Source organism: Allobosea sp. (assembly GCF_035944895.1).
Taxonomy (GTDB): Bacteria; Pseudomonadota; Alphaproteobacteria; order Rhizobiales; family Beijerinckiaceae; genus Allobosea.
This window is the reverse complement of sequence record NZ_DASZAT010000010.1, coordinates 477,330-494,097: the sequence shown is the minus strand read 5'-3', so window position 1 is coordinate 494,097 and position 16,768 is coordinate 477,330. Positions and strand designations below refer to the sequence as shown.

Sequence of the window (16,768 nt, the reverse complement as noted above, 5' to 3'; positions counted from 1 at the left end):
TCAGCGGCCGGGCAGCAGGCCGAGTTCGTCGAGGGTGGTGCGGAGCTTGTCGAGCTGTGCTCCGCCGAGCGGCAGCAGCGGATCGCGCGGCACGCCTGCCGGCAGGCCCTGCAGGTTCAGCGCCGCCTTGAAGGAGGAGGGCCATGTGCCGAGCGACATCAGCGTCTCGTAGACGATTGTCAGCTTGTTGTGGGCATCGACATAGCCGGCATCGGGCGCCTTGCGGCCGATCTCCATCAGGCGGCCGGCGGTCTTGCCGAGGAGTTCGGGGCCGGTGGCGATGAAGCCGGGCGCGCCGAGAGCACTGCCGACGAGGATGTAATAGGCCGGGCCGACCATCACCGCGATCCTGTCGCCCATGCGGCGGATCAGCCGGGTGAGATGGCCGATGTCACGGTTGGATTCCTTGATGCCGACGACCGGCGCGACGCCGGCGATTGCCTCGACATCGTCGATCGAGAGCTCGATCACGGCGCGGCGCGGCGAGTTGTAGAGCACGATCGGCATGTCGACCGCCTTGCCGAGCAGCTCGAAGCGCCGCAGCAATTCCTCGCGCGTCGCCTTCAGCACATAGGTCTGCGGCATCACCAGGATGCCGCTGGCGCCAGCCTCCTTTGCCGCCTGTGCGTACTGGATCGTCTGCCGCGAACCCGGCGCGGTGCAGCCCATCATCACCGGCACCCGGCCGGCGCTGCGCTCGACGGCGATGCGGGTCAGGCGGGCGCGCTCGTCGCGATCGAGCGCCCAGCTCTCGCCATTGTCGCCGGCGACGCAGATGCCCTGCGCACCGATGCCGATCAGGTGCTCGACGATATCGGCGAAGGCGTCGGCCATGATCTCGCCGCGCGCGTCGAAGGGCGTGACGATGGCCGGCACGAAGCCCTTGAGCGTGTCCTTCGTCAGCATGGTCATGAGCGATGTCCTGAAGCGGAGTCTGCGAGAAGCGTGGCCATGGGAATGCGGAAGACGCTGCCGGTCTGCGCCTCGACGATGAACAGCGTCGACTGGTCCGGCGAGAAGGCGCAGGAGGTGGTCCAGAGCCCGCCCGGCGTGTGCACGACCGCAAGCGGATCACCGAGGGCATCGACGAGATAGAGCCGCCCGGCCTGCGCCTGGGCGATGGCGAGCCGGCCGGAGGCATCGACCGCCAGCCCGTCCGGGCCGAGGCCGCCGGAGAGCTGAAGGAAGGTGCCGACCATCGGCCAGGCCGGATCGGGCGCCTCGGCCATGAAGCGCCAGACGGCATTGGCGCGCGTCGCGGCGAGATAGACCAGCTTTCCATCAGGCGAAAGCGCGATGCCGTTCGGATAGGGCACGTTCGCCAGGATCAGCTCGGGCTTCGTCTCGCTTTGGCGCAAGCGGTAGACCCGCCCGGTCGGGTCGGACAGGCTGGTGCGGCCGGAATCGGTGAACCAGACATCGCCATTCGGGGCGATGGTGAGGTCGCTGAGGCCGCGGAAGGGCTCGGTGTTCACCCGGGCGCAGAGCGTCGTCACCGAGTTCGCGACGGGATCGAAGGCGAGTAGGCCGTGGCGGTAGTCGACAATGAGCCAGGTGCCGTCGCCGCGCGGGCGCAAGGCATGGGGCTCGCCGTCATACTGGAAGGCGAGCTGCCAGTTGCCGTCCGGCGCGATCCTGAACAAGCGGCCATAAGGCACGTCGATCAGCCAGAGATGCCCGTCGGCATCGAAGCACGGGCCTTCCAGGAAGGAATGCAGGCGCTGGCCGGGCCGCGTGGTGCGGACCCAGTCGGTCGGTTCGCCGGTCCAGTGCAGATCCTGCGGCAGGCGGGTGAAGAGCTCGGCCTCGTGCCGGGGAAAGGTGGCGGCGATCATGCGATCACGCCTTGCGCTCTCAGGGCCTCGACCTCAGCCGGTGAGCGCCCGATGCCGGCGAGGATCTCGGCGCTGTGCTCGCCGAGCCTCGGCGGGGGCCGGTCGATCGCCGGGCCGGCGGCGGCATAGGTGAAGGGCGCGAGCGGCACGGTGACGGGGGCGGCACCGGTCAGCGCGGCATCGAGCGCATGGTAGAAGCCGCGCTCGCGCAGATGTGGCAGGCGGGCGGCCTCATCCAGCGTGCGCACGCGCTCCGCCGGGATGCCGATTGCGTGGAGATAGTCCTCCCACTCCGATGCAGAGCGGGTGAGCATGATCGGAACGAGCGCCTCGCGCATCGCTTGCGCGGCGCCCCAGAGCGCCGGCCAGCCATCGAGGGCGGCGAAGTCCGGGCGGTCCAGCGCCTCCCAGAGCCGCCTGTTCTGCCGGGCGTTGAAAGCGCCGAGCATCAGCAGGCCGTCAGCCGTCTCATAGGTGCCGAGCCCGGCTTCCTTCGGGCGTGGCTGCACGGGGCCTTCATAGAGCGCTGCCGCAGCTTCCGGCGCCATCAGGGTCAGCGCAGTGTCGAACATGGCGCAATCGATGACCTGGCCCTTGCCGCTGGCCTGGCGTTGGAACAGCGCGGCCGAGATGGCGAAGGCGGCGGCATAGCCGGTGGCGTAGTCGATGAAGGAGGCGCCTGATTTCACCGGTTCGCCCGAGCGCCCTGTGGTGCGCGCCATCACGCCCGAGGCAGCCTGGATGACGTTGTCATAGGCGTTGACTGCCTCGCGCTCATGGCCGCGGGCGAAGCCGGTGATCGAGCAATGGATCAGCCGGGGATTGCGGGCGCACAGCGCCTGCGCTCCGAGCCCGAGGGCCTCCAGCGCGCCGGCGCGATAATTCTCGACCAGCACATCGGTGCCGTCGACGAGATCGAGCAGGATCGCGCGGCCTTCCTCGCTCGCGAGGTCGAGCGCGAGCGAGCGCTTGTTCGAGCCCTGCACGAGATAGTTGATGCCGAGGCCGACGGCGTTGAGGGCGTCATCCGGTCCGCGGCCGCGCGCCGTGTCCGGCATCTGCGGCGGCTCGATCTTGACGACATCGGCGCCGAGCAGAGCGAGCTGATAGGCGCAGAACGGGCCGGCGAGCACATGGGTGAGGTCGAGCACCCGGATGCCGTGAAAGGGACGCTGCCGTGATGGGCTCAAAGATCGCGGGCTCAAGGCTCGGCCACTCCGTTCTTGTTTCTCATACGAAAATGTGTTTTGCATATCAACACAATTCTTCCGGTTGCGGAGAGCGGCATGTCACAACCCAGCCCCCGGGCGAGCGCGTCCGCGGTCCTCCATCGCAACCTCCGCAGCACGCCGCAGCTCGCTCTTGCGGGAGAGGGCGTCCACCTCGTCGATGCCGAGGGCAGGCGCTATCTCGATGCCAGCGGCGGTGCGGCGGTGTCCTGTCTCGGCCATGGTCATCCCCGCGTCACCGCGGCGATCATCGCGCAGCTCGGCAAGCTTGAATACGCCCACACCTCCTTCTTCACGAACGAGCCGAGCGAGACGCTGGCGCAGATGCTGATCGAGCGCGCTCCGGCCGGCTTCGGCAGGGGGCGCGTCGCTTTCCTCGGCAGTGGCTCGGAAGCGATGGAAGCGGCGCTCAAGCTGGCGCGGCAGTATTTCGTCGAAATCGGCCAGCCAGAGCGCAGCCGCTTCATCTCGCGGCGGATGAGCTATCACGGCAATACGCTGGGGGCGCTCGCGGTCGGCGGCCATGCCGGCCGGCGGGCGCTGTACCAGCCGATCCTGATCGAGACCTCGCAGATCGCGCCCTGCTACGCCTATCGCGACCAGCACGAGGGCGAGACGGAAGAAGCTTACGGTCTGCGCGTCGCCGACGAGCTCGATGCCGAGATTAACCGGCTCGGCCCGGAGAGCGTCGCGGCCTTCATCGCCGAGCCGATCGTCGGGGCGACGCTCGGCAGCGTCACGGCGGTTCCCGGCTACTTCGCCCGCATCCGCGAGATCTGCGACCGCCATGGCGTACTCTTCATCGCCGACGAGGTGATGTGCGGCATGGGCCGCGCCGGGGCGATGTTCGTCAGCGCGCAGGAAGGCGTCAGGCCCGACATCATCACCATCGCCAAGGGGCTGGGGGCGGGTTATCAGCCGATCGCCGCGACCATGGCGAGCGAGCGAGTCGCCGGCGCGATCGAGGCGGGCTCCGGCCTGCTCGCCAATGGCCATACCTATATGAGCCATGCCGTCGCCTGCGCCGCCTCGATCGCGGTGATCGAGACGATCGAGGAGGAGGGGCTGCTCGACAATGTCCAGCTTATGGGCGCACTGCTGTCGCGCCGGCTGAACGAGGCCTTCGGCCAGCATCCGCATGTCGGCGACATCCGGGGCAGGGGGCTGCTCCAGTCGCTCGAATTGGTCGCCGACCGCGACAGCAAGCAGCCCTTCCCAGCGAAGGAGGGGCTGGCCGCCCGGATCAAGCAGACGGCCCAGGGGCTGGGCCTGATCTGCTACCCGTCGAGCGGCACGGCCGATGGCGTCAATGGCGACCATGTCCTGCTGGCGCCACCCTTTACCATCGATGCCGGCCATGTCGACGAGATCGTCGAGAAGCTCGGGGCAGCGTTGGCCGCGACCTTGCCCGTCGCCCGCAGCGCCGCCTGAGGAGACGCTGCCATGTCGCGCAAGACCATCCTGACCTGTGCCGTCACCGGCAATCTGACGACGCGCGAGCAACATCCCGGCCTGCCGGTGACGCCGGCCGAGATCGCGAACGCCGCGATCGAAGCCGGCAAGGCCGGCGCGGCGGTGGTGCATCTGCACGCCCGCGACCCCGCCACGACCAAGGGCACCATGGACCTTGCCCTCTTCAGCGAGATCGTCGACCGCATCCGGCAATCCGGCTCCGACGTCATCCTGAACCTCTCGACCGGGGAGGGCGGGCGCTTCGTGCCGGGGATCGACGATCCCAAGGTCGCGGCGCCCGGCACGACGCTGACCACGCCGGAGCGGCGGGTCGCGCATGTCGAGGCACTGAAGCCGGAGATCTGCACGCTCGACCTCAACACGATGTTCTCAGGGACCGCCGTGGTGATCAACACGCCGCGCAACGTCACCGAGATGGCGCGGCGCATCTATGCCGCCGGCGTGCTGCCCGAGCTGGAGCTGTTCGATGGCGGCGATTTGCAGCTCGCCAAGGCCCTGCAGGCGGAGGGCGTTCTGCGCAATCCGCTGCTGATCCAGATCGTGCTCGGCGTGCGCTATGGCGCGATCCCGAACCCGCAGACGCTGGTCTACTTCGCCTCGCAATTGCCGCCGGACTGCATCTGGGCGGCCTTCGGCATCGGCCGGCACGAATTCCCGCTGCTGGCGCAAGCCTTCCTGCTCGGTGGCCATGTCCGGGTCGGGCTGGAAGACAATGTCTATGTCCGCAAGGGCGTGCTGGCGCGCGACAATGCCGAGCTGGTCGAGAAAGCCGGAACGATCATCGAGAACTTGGGTGGCGCGCTCGCGACACCGGCCGAGGCGCGGGCGATCCTCGGCCTCTAGCCCAGCCGCTCGGAAATCCGCTTCGCCGCAGCCCTGACCGCGGCGAGATAGCGGCCGTCGATCTGGTCGAGGTCGAAGGCGGAATCCGGCCCGGAGATGTCGATCGCCGCGACGACGGTGCCACGCCGGTCGATGATTGGGGCAGAGATCGAGCTGCCGGCCGCCTCCATGACGCCGCGGCTGACGACATGGCCGCGCGCCGCTGCCGCCTCGACGGTGGCGATCAGCTCCGGCGTCGAGGTCGGCGTCTGGCTGGTCAGCGGCACGAAGCGCTCCTTGCGGAAGAGCTCCTCCAGCTCCGCTTGCGGCAGGCCGGCGAGCAGCAGCCAGCCCATCGGCGAGGCATAGGCCGGCACACGCGAGCCGACATTCATGTTGCTGAGGAAGCCCGAGCGGGTCTGGACGCAGCTGAGATAGAGCACGTCGCGCTCGTCGCGGATCGCGAGGTGCGCCGAGACCAGCGTCTCGTCGCGCAGCGCCTCCAGCTCGGGGCGGGCGATCTCGATGATGTCCTTCGAAGCCAGGAAGGCGAAGCCGATATTGAGGACGCGCGGCCCGAGCGCGAACTGCTTCGACTGCTCCTCCTCAAGGAAGCCCATATGCCGGAGCGTATAGATCAGCCGGAAGACCGAGGAGCGCGTCAGGCCGAGCTCCGAGGCGATCTCGGTGATGCTCAGGGGGCGGCGCGCCGCCGCGACGATCTCGAGGACACGCAGGCCGCGATGCAGGCCGGGCACGAAATAGACCGCGTGGTTCTTGTGCTGCGTTTCCGCATCCGCCGCGTCGTCCATGCGCTGCCGACTCGCCTCAGGGGTCACCGTTCCATTTGCATGTAAAACAGTTGTGCGCTGCGGTCACGCCCAAGGCGAAGCGGTACAAGGGCGGGTGCTGCCGTGGTCAGGCCGGCAGCACCTTGCCCGGGTTCATGATGTTGTCGGGGTCGAGGCTCGCCTTCAGCGTGCGCATCACCTCGACGGCGGCGTCGCCATGCTCCTTGCGCAGGAATTTCGCCTTGCCGTAGCCGACGCCGTGCTCGCCGGTGCAGGTGCCGCCGAGCTCGATGGCGCGGTTGACCAGGAGGCCATTCAGCCGCTCGGCCTCGCGGATCTCCTCGGGCGAATCCATCCTGATCAGGAAGCCCATGTGGAAATTGCCGTCGCCGACATGGCCGAGCGCCGTCACCGGGAAGGGTGCATCCTTGGCATGCTCCTTGATCTCGGTGATGCAGGCGGCGAGCTGGGAGATCGGCACGCAGGTGTCGGTGCCCCAGCTGCTGGCGCCGGGACGCAAGGCCAGCAGCGCGTAATGCATGTTGTGCCTTGCCTGCCAGAGCTTGTTGCGCTCCTCGGCGCTGGTCGCGAAGCGCCAGCCCTCGCCGCCATGGCCTTCGGCAAGCATCTGCACCGTTTCGGCCTGCGAGACCACGGCCGCTTCCGTGCCGTGGAATTCGAGGAAGAGCGCGACCGTCTCGGGATAGCTCAGATTGTTGTGGCGGTTGATCGCGCGCATGCAGGTCTCGTCGAGCAATTCGACGCGAGCGACCTGGATGCCGCACTGGATCGTCTCGATCGCGCAATTGACGGCGCTGGCGATGTCCGGGAAGGAGCAGACCGCGACCGAGCTCGCCTCGGGAATGCCGTAGAGGCGCAAGGTGACCTCGGTGATGACGCCGAGTGTGCCCTCCGAGCCGACGAAGAGGCGGGTGAGGTCGTAGCCGGCCGAGGATTTGCGAGCGCGGCCGCCGGCTTTCAGGATGGTGCCGTCGGCGAGCACCACGGTCAGCGCCAGCACATTGTCCTTCATCGTGCCGTAGCGCACCGCATTGGTGCCCGAGGCCCGCGTCGCGGTCATGCCGCCGAGGGTGGCGTCGGCGCCGGGATCGACGGGGAAGAACAGGCCGGTGTCGCGCAGGTGCTCGTTGAGCTGCTTGCGGGTGACGCCGGCCTCGACCGTGCAGTCGAGATCCTCGGCATTGACGGCGGTGATCGCGTTCATGCGCGAGAGGTCGATGCAGACGCCGCCATGCAGCGCGACGACATGGCCTTCGAGCGAGGTGCCGGCGCCGAACGGGATGACCGGCACCTTCGCCTGATGGCAGAGCTTGACGATCTGGCTGACCTCTTCGGTGGTCAGCGGATAGCAGACGACGTCAGGCGCCCTGGTCGGGTGATAGGATTCGCCATGGCCGTGATGCTCGCGCTCGCTGTCCGAGGTCGAGCAGCGCGGGCCGAGAAGCTCGCGCAGGGAAGCGGTCAGGTCATCGAGGGCGGGATGCCGGGTGGTGGCCGGCGTGGCGGCGGGGGCATTCATGGAAGCTTCGGTCCTCGTGCGCGTCTTCGGCGCGGCTGCGATGCAATCTCGGCCAGCCCATCGTTCTCGGCCACTGTCGATGCAGCATGAGCGCTCTGCATCGTCAGGGGAAGTGCGGCGTCAGGCCCGCCGCTCGCGCCCGGCGACGCCAAGCAGATACTGGCCATAGGCGCTCTTCGACAGGGTCTCTCCGAGCGCGCGCAATTGCTCACGGCCGATCCAGCCGTTCTCGAAGGCGATCTCCTCGGGGCAGGCGATGCGGAAGCCCTGGCGGCGCTCCAGCGTGCGCACGAATTCCGAGGCTTCGATGAGGGATTCGGGCGTGCCGGTATCGAGCCAGGCATAGCCGCGCCCGAGCCGTTCGACGTTGAGGGCGCCGCGTTCGAGATAGGCACGGTTGATATCGGTGATCTCGAGCTCGCCGCGGGCGGAGGGTTTCAGCTTGCGGGCGATCTCGACGACCTCGGCGTCATAGAAATAGAGGCCGGTCACCGCCCAGTGCGAACGGGGGACCTTCGGCTTCTCCTCGATCGAGAGCGCCTTGCCGGCGGCATCGAACGAGACGACGCCATAGCGCTCGGGATCGCTGACGCGATAGGCGAAGACGGTGGCGCCGCTCTGGCGGGCGGCGGCGCGATGCAGCACGTCGGTGAGGCCGTCGCCGTAATAGAGATTGTCGCCGAGGATCAGGGCGGAGGGGCCGCCGGCGACGAAATCGGCGCCGATATGATAGGCCTGCGCCAGGCCTTCCGGCTTCGGCTGGACCGCATAGGAGAGCTTGAGGCCCCAGCGCTCGCCGCTGCCGAACAGCGCCTCGAAGCGCGGTGCATCGTCTGGCGTCGAGATGATCAGTATCTCGCGGATGCCGGCGAGCATCAGCGTCGAGAGCGGATAATAGATCATCGGCTTGTCGTAGACGGGCAGGAGCTGCTTCGACGTCACCATGGTCATCGGGTGAAGCCGCGTGCCGCTGCCGCCGGCGAGGATGATGCCTTTCATGGACGGCTCCTTCAGCTCTCAAGCTGTCAGTTCTTGGGCTGCGCCAGCAGCGCGGCGACGCAGCTTCGCACGGATTCCTGCCAGAGCGGCAGGCGCAGCCCGTGGCGCTCGGCGAGCAGGCTGCAGTCGAGCCTGGAATTGGCCGGACGGCGGGCGGGGGTGGGGTAGTCGGATGTTGCGATGCGTTTGATGCTGGCGCTTGGTCCGCCCAGCGCTGCCGAGGCGGCGAAGACGATCTCTGCGAGATCGGCCCAGCTCGCCTCGCCGGTGCCGGCGACGTGGAAGACACCGCGCAGCGAGGCATCTCCGGGGCGTGCGACCAGCGCCTTCGCCATTGCGATGATCGTCTCGGCGAGATCAAGCGCATTGGTGGGCGAGCCCTGCTGGTCGGAGACGACGCCGAGCTCGTCCCTGGTTTCGGCAAGGCGCAGCATGGTCTTCACGAAGTTGCCGCCATAGGGGCTGTAGACCCAGGCGGTGCGCAGGATCGTCCAGTCCGCGCCGGAAGCCATGACCGCTTTCTCGCCGGCGAGCTTCGAGCGGCCATAGGCCGAGAGCGGAGCGGTGGCGTCGCTCTCGCGCCAGGGCTGCGGCGCCATGCCGTCGAAGACATAGTCGGTGGAGATCTGGATCAGCGGCACGCCGAGCGCCGCAGCGGCGACAGCGACCGCGCCGGCGCCTTCACCATTGATGCGCAGAGCGAGCTCGGGTTCAGTCTCGGCCTTGTCGACGGCGGTGTAGGCGGCGGCGTTGACGATGCAGTCGGGCTGCGCGTTGGCGAGCGCCTGCCGAACGCCTTCCGGCTGCGCCAGATCGAGCTCGGGCCGGCCGACCGGGATGACGGTCACACCTGCCGTCTCGGCGCGGGCGAGAAGGGATTGGACGACCTGCCCGGTCCGTCCGGTCACGGCTATGCGCATCGGGCCTTCGCCATCGGAAGCATGGCGGTCGGTCTAGAGCATGCCGGGGAGGGGCTCAACCCGTCGCGTCGAAGCGGTGTCCCTCCTCGCAGAGCCAGGTGACCAGTGCGTCGAGGGCCGGGCTGCGCTCGCTCTGCGGATTGACGGTGAGCCAGCAGCCGGTCGCGCTGTCGAAGCTTAAGTCCAGCGGATTGACCAGCGCGCCAGAGGCCAGCTCCTCAGCGACATAGCAATGTGGGGCGAGCGCGACGCCGAGCCCGGCGACGGCGGCGCGGATGATCACGGAATAATAGCCGTAACGCACGGTGTGGGCCGGCACTGCGCCGCGCAGGCCGTGAGCTTCGGTGAATTCGGCCCAGAAGGCCGGCATCTGGAAATGCTGCAGCAGCGTCATCTTCTGGACATCGGCGGCGCGGGTGAAGCCGCCCAGGCGTTCGAGCGCTGCGGGTGCTGCGACGAGTGCGACCCGGCGGCCGAACAGGTAGTGCGACTCGCGATCTTCCCAGGGACCAAAGCCGTGGACGATTTCGAGATCGGCCTCCTCGATCTCCTTCTCGCTGACGAAATTGGTGAACTGGACGTCGATCTCGGGGTGCGCCTGGGCGAATTCGGGGAAGCGCTCCATCAGCCAGCGCTCGCCGGCGATGGCGATCATGTGCAGGCGGATCGGCCGGCCGATCGCGGCGCGCTCGGCGAGGCGGCGGGCGCCGCGCTCCATCTGCTCGATCGCGGCCTCGGCATAAGGACGATAGATCGTGCCGGCCTCGGTCGGTTTCAGCCCGGCAGGGCTGCGTTCGAACAGCTCGGTACCGAGATGATCCTCCAGCGCCTGGATCTGCTTGGAGACCGCGCTCTGCGTCAGGTGCACCTCGCCCGCTGCCTTCGCCGTCGAGCCGAGGCGGGCGACGGCGAGGAAAACCCGGAGCGCCGTGGTCGATGGCGGGAGGTTGCGACCGGCCAAACAGATATTCCTTCAGCGACTACCCTTGAGGAGATCGTTTCGTTTGCCGGTTGCGCGGTCAAGAGGGCAGTGTTTCAGGCAAGGGGAGAGCACCATGAACCATAATACGCGTCTCTGGGGCGGTCGTTTCCGCAAATCGCCCGATCCGCGCATGATGAAGCTGTCGAGCGCGGCCGGCGCCCATGCCCGCCTCGCGCCGCAGGACATTGCCGGCGGCAAGGCCCATGCGGCTGAGCTCGAACGCGCCGGACTGCTCAGCCAGGACGAGTTCAAGGCCATCGTCGCGGCGCTGGAGGCGATCGCCACCGATCTTGCCGCCGGGACGCTGACGCCGGACGAGAGCGACGAGGACGTCCATACCTTCATCGAGCGCGTGCTGACCGCGCGGATCGGCGCGACCGGCGCCAAGCTCAGGGCCGGGCGCTCGCGCAACGACCAGGCCGCCAACAACCTGAAGCTTTATCTGCGGGCCGAGGCGCGTTCGATCGGTGCGATGCTGGCCGAGCTGCTCGAGGCGATCGCCGGCCAGGCCGAACGGCACGCAAGCTCGGTCTGCCCCGGCTTCACCCATCTGCAGAGCGCCCAGCCCGTCACCTTCGGCCATTGGCTGATGGCGCACGGCCAGGCGCTGTCGCGCGACGCCTCGCGCCTGCAGGACTGGGAGAAGCGCTCTTCGCTCTCGCCGCTGGGTGCCGCCGCGCTGGCGGGCTCGGCGATTGCGCTGACGCCGGAGCTCAGCGCCAGGGCGCTCGGCTATGACGGCCCCTGCGAGAACTCGGTCGATGCGGTCGGCGCGCGCGACCATGTCGCGGAATTCCTGTTCGTGTCGGCGATGCTGGCGACCAACCTGTCGCGAATGGCGGAAGAGGTGACGCTTTGGACGTCGCGCCAGTTCGGCTGGGTCGTGCTCGACGATGCCTTCGCGACGGGCTCCTCGATCATGCCGCAGAAGAAGAACCCGGATATCGCCGAGATCTCGCGCGGCCGGGCGGCGCGCCTCACCGGCGATCTCGTCGCCATGCTGGGCGCTCTGAAGGGCCTGCCGCTCGCCTATAACCGCGACCTTGCCGAGGACAAGCGTGCCGCCTTCGATGCGGTCGACGTGCTCGGCGAAGTGCTGCCGGCCTTCGCCGGGCTGGTCGAGACGATGGAGGCCAGGCCCGAGGTGATGCGGGCGCAGGCCGGCTCGGGCTTTGCGCTCGCGACCGAAGTCGCCGATCATCTCGCCCGCAAGGGCGTGCCCTTCGCCGAGGCACATGAGATCAGCGGCGCGCTGGTGCGCTATTGCGAGGAAATGGGCCGCGAGCTCGAAGGGCTGGAGCCGGTGGAACTGCGTGCGATCGATCCGCGCCTCGACGAGAGCGTGCTGGAGGTCCTGACGCTCGATGCGGCGGTCGCGGCCCGCAGTGGCCATGGCGGCACGGCGCCGGCGCGGGTCGTCGAGCAGATCGACCGCTTCCGCGGCTGGCTCGGCGGCTTTACGCAGTGGACGAGGGAGCGCGCGGCATGAGCGGTGCAACCCAAACGATGCCGGATCGCGGTCTCGCCGAGCTCGCCGGCCTGACCATCGTTCCCAAGCGCTTCTACGGCCGCTGGATCGCCGCCGCGGCGATCCTGTTCGTGCTGGCCTGGATCGTGAAAGCCTTCGCCCAGGGGCAGATCGCCTGGCCGGTGGTGGCGCAGTTCTTCACCGCGCCGGCCATCCTCGCCGGCCTCGTCAACACGCTGATCATGACCGTCTGCGCCATGGGGCTCGGCATCGTGCTCGGCGTGGTCTTCGCGATCATGTACATGTCGCCGAACCCGGTGCTGCGCGGCGTCGCGCTGTTCTACATCTGGTTCTTCCGCGGCACGCCGCTGCTGCTGCAATTGCTGCTGTGGTTCAACCTGGCGCTGGTCTTCCCGACAATCGGCATCCCCGGCGTGGTCGAGTGGCGCACCATCGACATCATCGGCCCGTTCATGGCGACGCTGCTCGGCCTTGGCATGAACCAGGGCGCCTACACCGCCGAGGTCGTCCGCTCCGGCATCCTCTCGGTCGATCTCGGGCAGACCGAGGCCGCCAAGGCAATCGGCATGACCCGGCTGACGACCTTGCGCCGGATCGTGCTGCCGCAGGCGATGCGGGTGATCATCCCGCCTGTTGGCAACGAGGTGATCAGCATGGTCAAGCTGACCTCGGTCGCCAGTGTGATCCAGTTCTCCGAGATCCTGCGCAACGCGCAGAATGTCTACTACGCCAATGCCCGCGTCATCGAACTGCTGATCGTCGCGGCCGGCTGGTACCTGCTCGTCGTCACCCTGCTGCAGATCGGTCAGTTCTTCCTCGAACGAGCCTTCTCGAAGGGCCGGGGCGAGCGCCGCGCCAAGCCCCAGGTCGCCGAGGAGGCCGCCGCGTGACCGCTCTGTCCCCGATCGTCGTCGCCGCCAGCGTCACCAAGCAGTTCGGGCCGCTGAAGGCGCTGAACAATGTCTCGCTTTCGGTCGAGCCGGGCGCGGTGCAATGCATCATCGGCCCGTCCGGCTCGGGCAAGTCGACGCTGCTGCGCTGCATCAACCAGCTCGAGAAGATTGACGCCGGCGCGATCACCGTTGCCGGCGAGCTGATCGGCTATCGCCGCGTCGGCAACGAATTGCACGAGCTCAGCGACGCCGAGATCGCGCGCCAGCGCCTGAAGACCGGCATGGTCTTCCAGCGCTTCAACCTGTTCAACCATATGACGGTGCTGCAGAACATCATCGAGGGCCCGCTCACGGTGCTGAAGCGGCCGCGCCGCGAGATCATTGCGGATGCGATGGCGCTGCTCGAGCGTGTCGGCCTCGCCGAGAAGCGCGATTCCTATCCGATCGAGCTGTCCGGCGGCCAGCAGCAGCGCATCGCCATCGCCCGCGCGCTGGCGATGAAGCCGCAGGTCATGCTGTTCGACGAGCCGACTTCGGCGCTCGATCCCGAACTGGTCGGCGAAGTCCTGAACGTGATGCGCGACCTCGCCGCCACCGGCATGACGATGATCGTCGTCACCCACGAGCTCGGCTTTGCCCGTGAGGTCGCGAGCGACGTCGTCTTCATGGACAAGGGCGAGATCGTCGAGCAGGGCCCGCCGCAGCAGGTGCTGGTCGCGCCGAGCCAGGCCCGCACCCGCGACTTCATCGCCGCCGTCCTCAAATGATCCAAGACCAAGTGAACCTAAGCAAAGACAAGAGGGAGACCACCATGCTTCGCCTTTCGCTCGCCGCCGTGCTGCTCGCCGGCACCGCGCTCGCCGCCCAGGCCCAGGCCTTGCCTGACCGGATCAAGACCGCCGGCAAGATCGTCATCGCGACCCAGCCGAACTACGCGCCGATCGTCTATAAGGACCCGGCGACCAATCAGATGGCCGGCTTCGATTATGAGCTCGGCGAGGCGATCGCCAAGGAGCTCGGCGTCAAGGCCGAGTGGCAGGACACCGCCTTCGCCCAGATGCTGCCCTCGCTGACCACCGGCCGCGTCGACATGGTGATGGCCGGGATGAGCGATCTGCCGGCCCGGCGCGAGACGGTCGATTTCGTCGACTACATGGTCTCGGGCGCGCAGTTCTACACCGTCACCGCCTTCGCCTCGACGATCAAGTCGGTGGAGGATCTCTGCGGCAAGAGCGTCGGCGCCAGCCGCTCGACCAACTGGCCAAAGCAGATCGGCGAGTGGAGCGATGCCAACTGCGTCGCCAAGGGCAAGCCGGCGATCACCGTGGTCGGCACTGAGGGCTCGGTCGACGCCCGCACCCAGCTCAAGACGCAGCGCCTGCAGGGCGGCGTGCAGGGCAGCGAGACGATGAGCCACTTCCAGAAGCTCGAGCCGAACACCTATATCCCGCTCGGCGAGCCCTTTACCCGCTCGCTCACCGGCATCCCGTTCCCGAAGACCGCCGAGGGCGGCCAGCTGCGCGATGCGGTCAAGGGCGCGCTGGAGCGGCTGCAGGCGAACGGCACCTATGACGCGCTGGTCGCAAAGTATGTCCAGCCGAGCAACGTGCTGAAGCCGATCTCGGTCAACAAGGGCGAGTGAGGCGGCGAGACCGTAAAAGGCGGCCTCCCATTGCGCGGGGGCGGTCCGCGGATGTCGGCCGCTTTAGGCTGACTGTCTGCCGCTTGTCTGTTATACAGTTTGTACAACAGACAAGTGGCGGAGCCTGCCATGAACAAGCCCGAGAAGCCCGCCGGCGAGCAGGCCATGGTCCTGCAGGTCCGCAAGATCGGCAATTCGGTCGGCATCATCCTGCCGAAGGAACTGCTGGCGCGGCTGAAACTGGCGGAAGGCGACAAGCTGACCGTGATCGAGCAGCCGGAAGGCGCATTCAAGCTGTCGCCTCATGACGATCTGCACGAGCGCACCATGGCGATCGCGCGCAAGGCGATGAAGCAATACGCCAATGCGCTGCGCGAGCTGGCGAAATGACGGAGCCGTTCTGGCTCACCCCTGACGTCGTCGCCGATATCCATTCCGAGCAACTGGCGCTTTTCGGCGGCCCCGACGGCATTCGTGATCGGGGCCTTCTGGAATCCGCTCTGGTGCGCCCCATCAACCGCTTCGCCTATGGCGAGACCGACATGGCGGCACTCGCGGCGGCCTACGCGTTCGGTATCGCCAAGAATCACCCCTTCATCGACGGCAACAAGCGTGTCTCGCTGCTGGCGCTGATCATCTTCCTTCGGCTGAACGGGATCGACTTCGCGCCGAGTGAAGCCGACGCCGCGGCGATCATCCTCGCGCTTGCCGCCGGCGAGGTCGAGGAGGAGGGTCTGACGCGCTGGATCCGCGACAACTGGCCGAAGGATGCGCCGGCATGAAAACCCCGATCTGGATCGAGGCCGCGATCAATGGCCCGTGGGGCAAGGAGCGCCAGCCCGGCATCCCGATCGCGATCCCCGACATCGTCGCCGACGGGATCGCCGCGGTCGAAGCGGGCGCTGCGATCGTCCATCTGCATGTCTATGATCTCGAGACCGGCCGCCAGCGCGACGACTGGGAGCTCTATGCCCAGGCGATCGAGGGCATCCGGGCCAAGGTCGACGCCATCGTCTATCCGACCATTCCCATCCTTGGTTCGGGCTACGCTGGCGACATGATCGGCTCCGGCCGCTACACGCATCTGGAGGAACTGGCGAAGCGTGGCCTGGTCGAATGGGGCGTGCTCGATCCCGGCTCGTGCAACTGGACGACCTTCGCCGGCATCCCTCAGGGCGAGGCCGGCTTCATCTACCAGAACCCCGGCGAGCATATCCGCGAGGGGATGGCGGTGGCGCAGAAGCACAAGATCCATCCGAGCTATGCGATCTACGAGCCCGGCTTCACCCGGCTCGGTGCAGCGCTGGCGAAGGCCTATCCGGGCATGCCCGGCCCGATCTACCGGCTGATGTTCTCCGACGCCTTCGCCTGGGGCTTTCCGCCGAAACCCTATGCGCTGGAGGCTCATCTCGCCTTGCTGGCAGAGTGCGCGCCGCAGGCGCCGGTGATGATCGCAGGGCTCGGCGTCGATCTCAGCGAGATTGTCGCGCCGGCGGTCGCGCACGGTGTCCATGTCCGCGCCGGGCTGGAGGATGCGCTCTTCGGCGAGAGCCGCAGCAATGCGCAGCTGATCGCCGACATGGTCAGCAAGGTCGAAGCGGCCGGCGGGAGGCCTGCGAGCGTGGCGGAGGTCAGGGCACAACTCGCGACATGACCGGAACAGTGGTGGCGACGGATGTCAGCCATTAGCCTCTCGCACTTCTGGCAAGCGGGGAGAGGGCCATGGCGGCGGTGACAATCGAGTTGCGCAATGTCGAGGGCACGCAGGCGGCGATGGGCTGGGCTGGTGCGCATACGGTCGTCGTCGATCGTCCCGAGGGCAAGGCCGGCGGCATGGGGCTTGGCTTCAACGGTGCGCAATTGCTCGCGCTCGGCGGCTGCTTCTGCAACGATCTGCGCTATGCCGCGCACGAACTCGGCGTCGGGCTTGGGCGGATCGCCGTCTCGGTCACGGTCGAGCTGGAAGGAGCGCCGTTGCTGACCACGGCGGCGACCATGAGTGTTCAGTGCGAAATGGAGGACGGCTCCGACGCTAGCACCGTCATCGAAAAGGCCAAGGCGATCTGCATGGTCGCCAATTCGCTCGGCCGCGGCTTTCCGGTGGCGATCGCGCAGACCGGGCGGTCCTGAGACAGCGTGTCGGCTGGCTTTCC

The 16,768-nt window shown here is 67.7% G+C and carries 18 protein-coding genes; 10 read left to right on the top strand and 8 right to left on the bottom strand.

The window, feature by feature from the left end; all coding sequences use genetic code 11:
- The 3 genes from VGV58_RS18035 to VGV58_RS18025 are packed head-to-tail and all read right to left on the bottom strand — an operon-like array spanning nucleotide 1 to nucleotide 3,025.
- The gene (locus VGV58_RS18035; RefSeq protein ID WP_326875405.1) at nucleotides 1-912 is read right to left on the bottom strand and encodes a dihydrodipicolinate synthase family protein; all 912 of its coding nucleotides are present in this window, start codon (nucleotides 910-912) and stop codon (nucleotides 1-3) included.
- Nucleotides 909-1,835: an SMP-30/gluconolactonase/LRE family protein gene (locus VGV58_RS18030; protein ID WP_326875404.1), complete on the bottom strand. Its 927-nt coding sequence runs from the start codon at nucleotides 1,833-1,835 to the stop codon at nucleotides 909-911. Before VGV58_RS18030 ends, VGV58_RS18035 begins: the two co-directional genes overlap by 4 nt.
- Nucleotides 1,832-3,025 (bottom strand): CaiB/BaiF CoA transferase family protein, encoded by a 1,194-nt coding sequence (locus VGV58_RS18025; RefSeq protein ID WP_326875403.1) that lies wholly within the window; start codon nucleotides 3,023-3,025, stop codon nucleotides 1,832-1,834. Before VGV58_RS18025 ends, VGV58_RS18030 begins: the two co-directional genes overlap by 4 nt.
- Before the next feature lie 96 nt (nucleotides 3,026-3,121).
- Between VGV58_RS18025 and VGV58_RS18020 the strand changes: the two genes are divergently transcribed.
- Both VGV58_RS18020 and VGV58_RS18015 read left to right on the top strand, forming a co-directional pair.
- Entirely contained in the window at nucleotides 3,122-4,495 is a 1,374-nt protein-coding gene (locus tag VGV58_RS18020) for an aspartate aminotransferase family protein (RefSeq protein WP_326875402.1), read from the top strand.
- Nucleotides 4,496-4,507: 12 nt separating this feature from the next.
- Nucleotides 4,508-5,380 (top strand): beta-keto acid cleavage family enzyme, encoded by an 873-nt coding sequence (locus tag VGV58_RS18015; RefSeq protein WP_326875401.1) that lies wholly within the window; start codon nucleotides 4,508-4,510, stop codon nucleotides 5,378-5,380.
- Here VGV58_RS18015 and VGV58_RS18010 read toward each other — a convergent pair.
- From VGV58_RS18010 to VGV58_RS17990, 5 genes are all read right to left on the bottom strand, one after another.
- Nucleotides 5,377-6,171: an IclR family transcriptional regulator gene (locus VGV58_RS18010; protein ID WP_326875400.1), complete on the bottom strand. Its 795-nt coding sequence runs from the start codon at nucleotides 6,169-6,171 to the stop codon at nucleotides 5,377-5,379. The two genes, VGV58_RS18015 and VGV58_RS18010, sit on opposite strands and share 4 nt — an antisense overlap.
- Nucleotides 6,172-6,277: 106 nt before the next feature.
- The gene (locus tag VGV58_RS18005; RefSeq protein ID WP_326875399.1) at nucleotides 6,278-7,690 is read right to left on the bottom strand and encodes an FAD-binding oxidoreductase; all 1,413 of its coding nucleotides are present in this window, start codon (nucleotides 7,688-7,690) and stop codon (nucleotides 6,278-6,280) included.
- 120 nt (nucleotides 7,691-7,810) lie between these two features.
- A complete protein-coding gene (rfbA, locus tag VGV58_RS18000) occupies nucleotides 7,811-8,689 on the bottom strand; it encodes a glucose-1-phosphate thymidylyltransferase RfbA (protein WP_326875398.1) in 879 nt (292 codons plus the stop codon).
- A 26-nt stretch (nucleotides 8,690-8,715) separates the two neighbouring features.
- Nucleotides 8,716-9,609 (bottom strand): dTDP-4-dehydrorhamnose reductase, encoded by an 894-nt coding sequence (gene rfbD, locus VGV58_RS17995; RefSeq protein WP_326875397.1) that lies wholly within the window; start codon nucleotides 9,607-9,609, stop codon nucleotides 8,716-8,718.
- Between the two features lie 55 nt (nucleotides 9,610-9,664).
- Complete coding sequence (locus VGV58_RS17990) at nucleotides 9,665-10,570, bottom strand: LysR family transcriptional regulator (protein WP_326875396.1); 906 nt, start codon at nucleotides 10,568-10,570, stop codon at nucleotides 9,665-9,667.
- A 94-nt stretch (nucleotides 10,571-10,664) separates the two neighbouring features.
- On the opposite strand from VGV58_RS17990, the gene argH reads away from it, so the two are divergent.
- The 8 genes from argH to VGV58_RS17950 all read left to right on the top strand — a co-directional run bounded on the left by argH (nucleotide 10,665) and on the right by VGV58_RS17950 (nucleotide 16,745).
- Nucleotides 10,665-12,080, top strand: a complete 1,416-nt coding sequence (gene argH, locus VGV58_RS17985) for an argininosuccinate lyase (protein ID WP_326875395.1) — start codon at nucleotides 10,665-10,667, stop codon at nucleotides 12,078-12,080.
- Nucleotides 12,077-12,970 (top strand): amino acid ABC transporter permease, encoded by an 894-nt coding sequence (locus VGV58_RS17980; protein ID WP_326875394.1) that lies wholly within the window; start codon nucleotides 12,077-12,079, stop codon nucleotides 12,968-12,970. Before argH ends, VGV58_RS17980 begins: the two co-directional genes overlap by 4 nt.
- Nucleotides 12,971-12,975: 5 nt before the next feature.
- Nucleotides 12,976-13,740 (top strand): amino acid ABC transporter ATP-binding protein, encoded by a 765-nt coding sequence (locus VGV58_RS17975; RefSeq protein ID WP_326876165.1) that lies wholly within the window; start codon nucleotides 12,976-12,978, stop codon nucleotides 13,738-13,740.
- 44 nt (nucleotides 13,741-13,784) lie between these two features.
- Entirely contained in the window at nucleotides 13,785-14,615 is an 831-nt protein-coding gene (locus VGV58_RS17970) for an ABC transporter substrate-binding protein (protein ID WP_326875393.1), read from the top strand.
- Between the two features lie 165 nt (nucleotides 14,616-14,780).
- The gene (locus tag VGV58_RS17965) at nucleotides 14,781-15,005 is read left to right on the top strand and encodes an AbrB/MazE/SpoVT family DNA-binding domain-containing protein (protein WP_326876164.1); all 225 of its coding nucleotides are present in this window, start codon (nucleotides 14,781-14,783) and stop codon (nucleotides 15,003-15,005) included.
- Nucleotides 15,002-15,397: a type II toxin-antitoxin system death-on-curing family toxin gene (locus VGV58_RS17960; protein ID WP_326875392.1), complete on the top strand. Its 396-nt coding sequence runs from the start codon at nucleotides 15,002-15,004 to the stop codon at nucleotides 15,395-15,397. Before VGV58_RS17965 ends, VGV58_RS17960 begins: the two co-directional genes overlap by 4 nt.
- A complete protein-coding gene (locus VGV58_RS17955; RefSeq protein ID WP_326875391.1) occupies nucleotides 15,394-16,269 on the top strand; it encodes a beta-keto acid cleavage family enzyme in 876 nt (291 codons plus the stop codon). The genes VGV58_RS17960 and VGV58_RS17955 overlap by 4 nt, the downstream gene beginning before the upstream one ends.
- A gap of 68 nt (nucleotides 16,270-16,337) precedes the next feature.
- Complete coding sequence (locus tag VGV58_RS17950) at nucleotides 16,338-16,745, top strand: OsmC family protein (RefSeq protein ID WP_326875390.1); 408 nt, start codon at nucleotides 16,338-16,340, stop codon at nucleotides 16,743-16,745.
- Nucleotides 16,746-16,768: the final 23 nt, after the last annotated feature.

What these genes read in the sequence shown, in the direction of transcription:
- VGV58_RS17970 (WP_326875393.1), top strand. Translation starts at nt 13,785, where the DNA reads ATGCTTCGCCTTTCGCTCGCCGCCGTGCTGCTCGCCGGCACCGCGCTC.
- VGV58_RS17950 (WP_326875390.1), top strand. Translation starts at nt 16,338, where the DNA reads ATGGCGGCGGTGACAATCGAGTTGCGCAATGTCGAGGGCACGCAGGCG.
- VGV58_RS17955 (WP_326875391.1), top strand. Translation starts at nt 15,394, where the DNA reads ATGAAAACCCCGATCTGGATCGAGGCCGCGATCAATGGCCCGTGGGGC.
- VGV58_RS18005 (WP_326875399.1), bottom strand. Translation starts at nt 7,690, where the DNA reads ATGAATGCCCCCGCCGCCACGCCGGCCACCACCCGGCATCCCGCCCTC.
- VGV58_RS18020 (WP_326875402.1), top strand. Translation starts at nt 3,122, where the DNA reads ATGTCACAACCCAGCCCCCGGGCGAGCGCGTCCGCGGTCCTCCATCGC.
- VGV58_RS17960 (WP_326875392.1), top strand. Translation starts at nt 15,002, where the DNA reads ATGACGGAGCCGTTCTGGCTCACCCCTGACGTCGTCGCCGATATCCAT.
- argH (WP_326875395.1), top strand. Translation starts at nt 10,665, where the DNA reads ATGAACCATAATACGCGTCTCTGGGGCGGTCGTTTCCGCAAATCGCCC.
- VGV58_RS18015 (WP_326875401.1), top strand. Translation starts at nt 4,508, where the DNA reads ATGTCGCGCAAGACCATCCTGACCTGTGCCGTCACCGGCAATCTGACG.
- VGV58_RS17980 (WP_326875394.1), top strand. Translation starts at nt 12,077, where the DNA reads ATGAGCGGTGCAACCCAAACGATGCCGGATCGCGGTCTCGCCGAGCTC.
- VGV58_RS17965 (WP_326876164.1), top strand. Translation starts at nt 14,781, where the DNA reads ATGGTCCTGCAGGTCCGCAAGATCGGCAATTCGGTCGGCATCATCCTG.
- VGV58_RS18030 (WP_326875404.1), bottom strand. Translation starts at nt 1,835, where the DNA reads ATGATCGCCGCCACCTTTCCCCGGCACGAGGCCGAGCTCTTCACCCGC.
- VGV58_RS18035 (WP_326875405.1), bottom strand. Translation starts at nt 912, where the DNA reads ATGACCATGCTGACGAAGGACACGCTCAAGGGCTTCGTGCCGGCCATC.
- rfbD (WP_326875397.1), bottom strand. Translation starts at nt 9,609, where the DNA reads ATGCGCATAGCCGTGACCGGACGGACCGGGCAGGTCGTCCAATCCCTT.
- rfbA (WP_326875398.1), bottom strand. Translation starts at nt 8,689, where the DNA reads ATGAAAGGCATCATCCTCGCCGGCGGCAGCGGCACGCGGCTTCACCCG.
- VGV58_RS18010 (WP_326875400.1), bottom strand. Translation starts at nt 6,171, where the DNA reads ATGGACGACGCGGCGGATGCGGAAACGCAGCACAAGAACCACGCGGTC.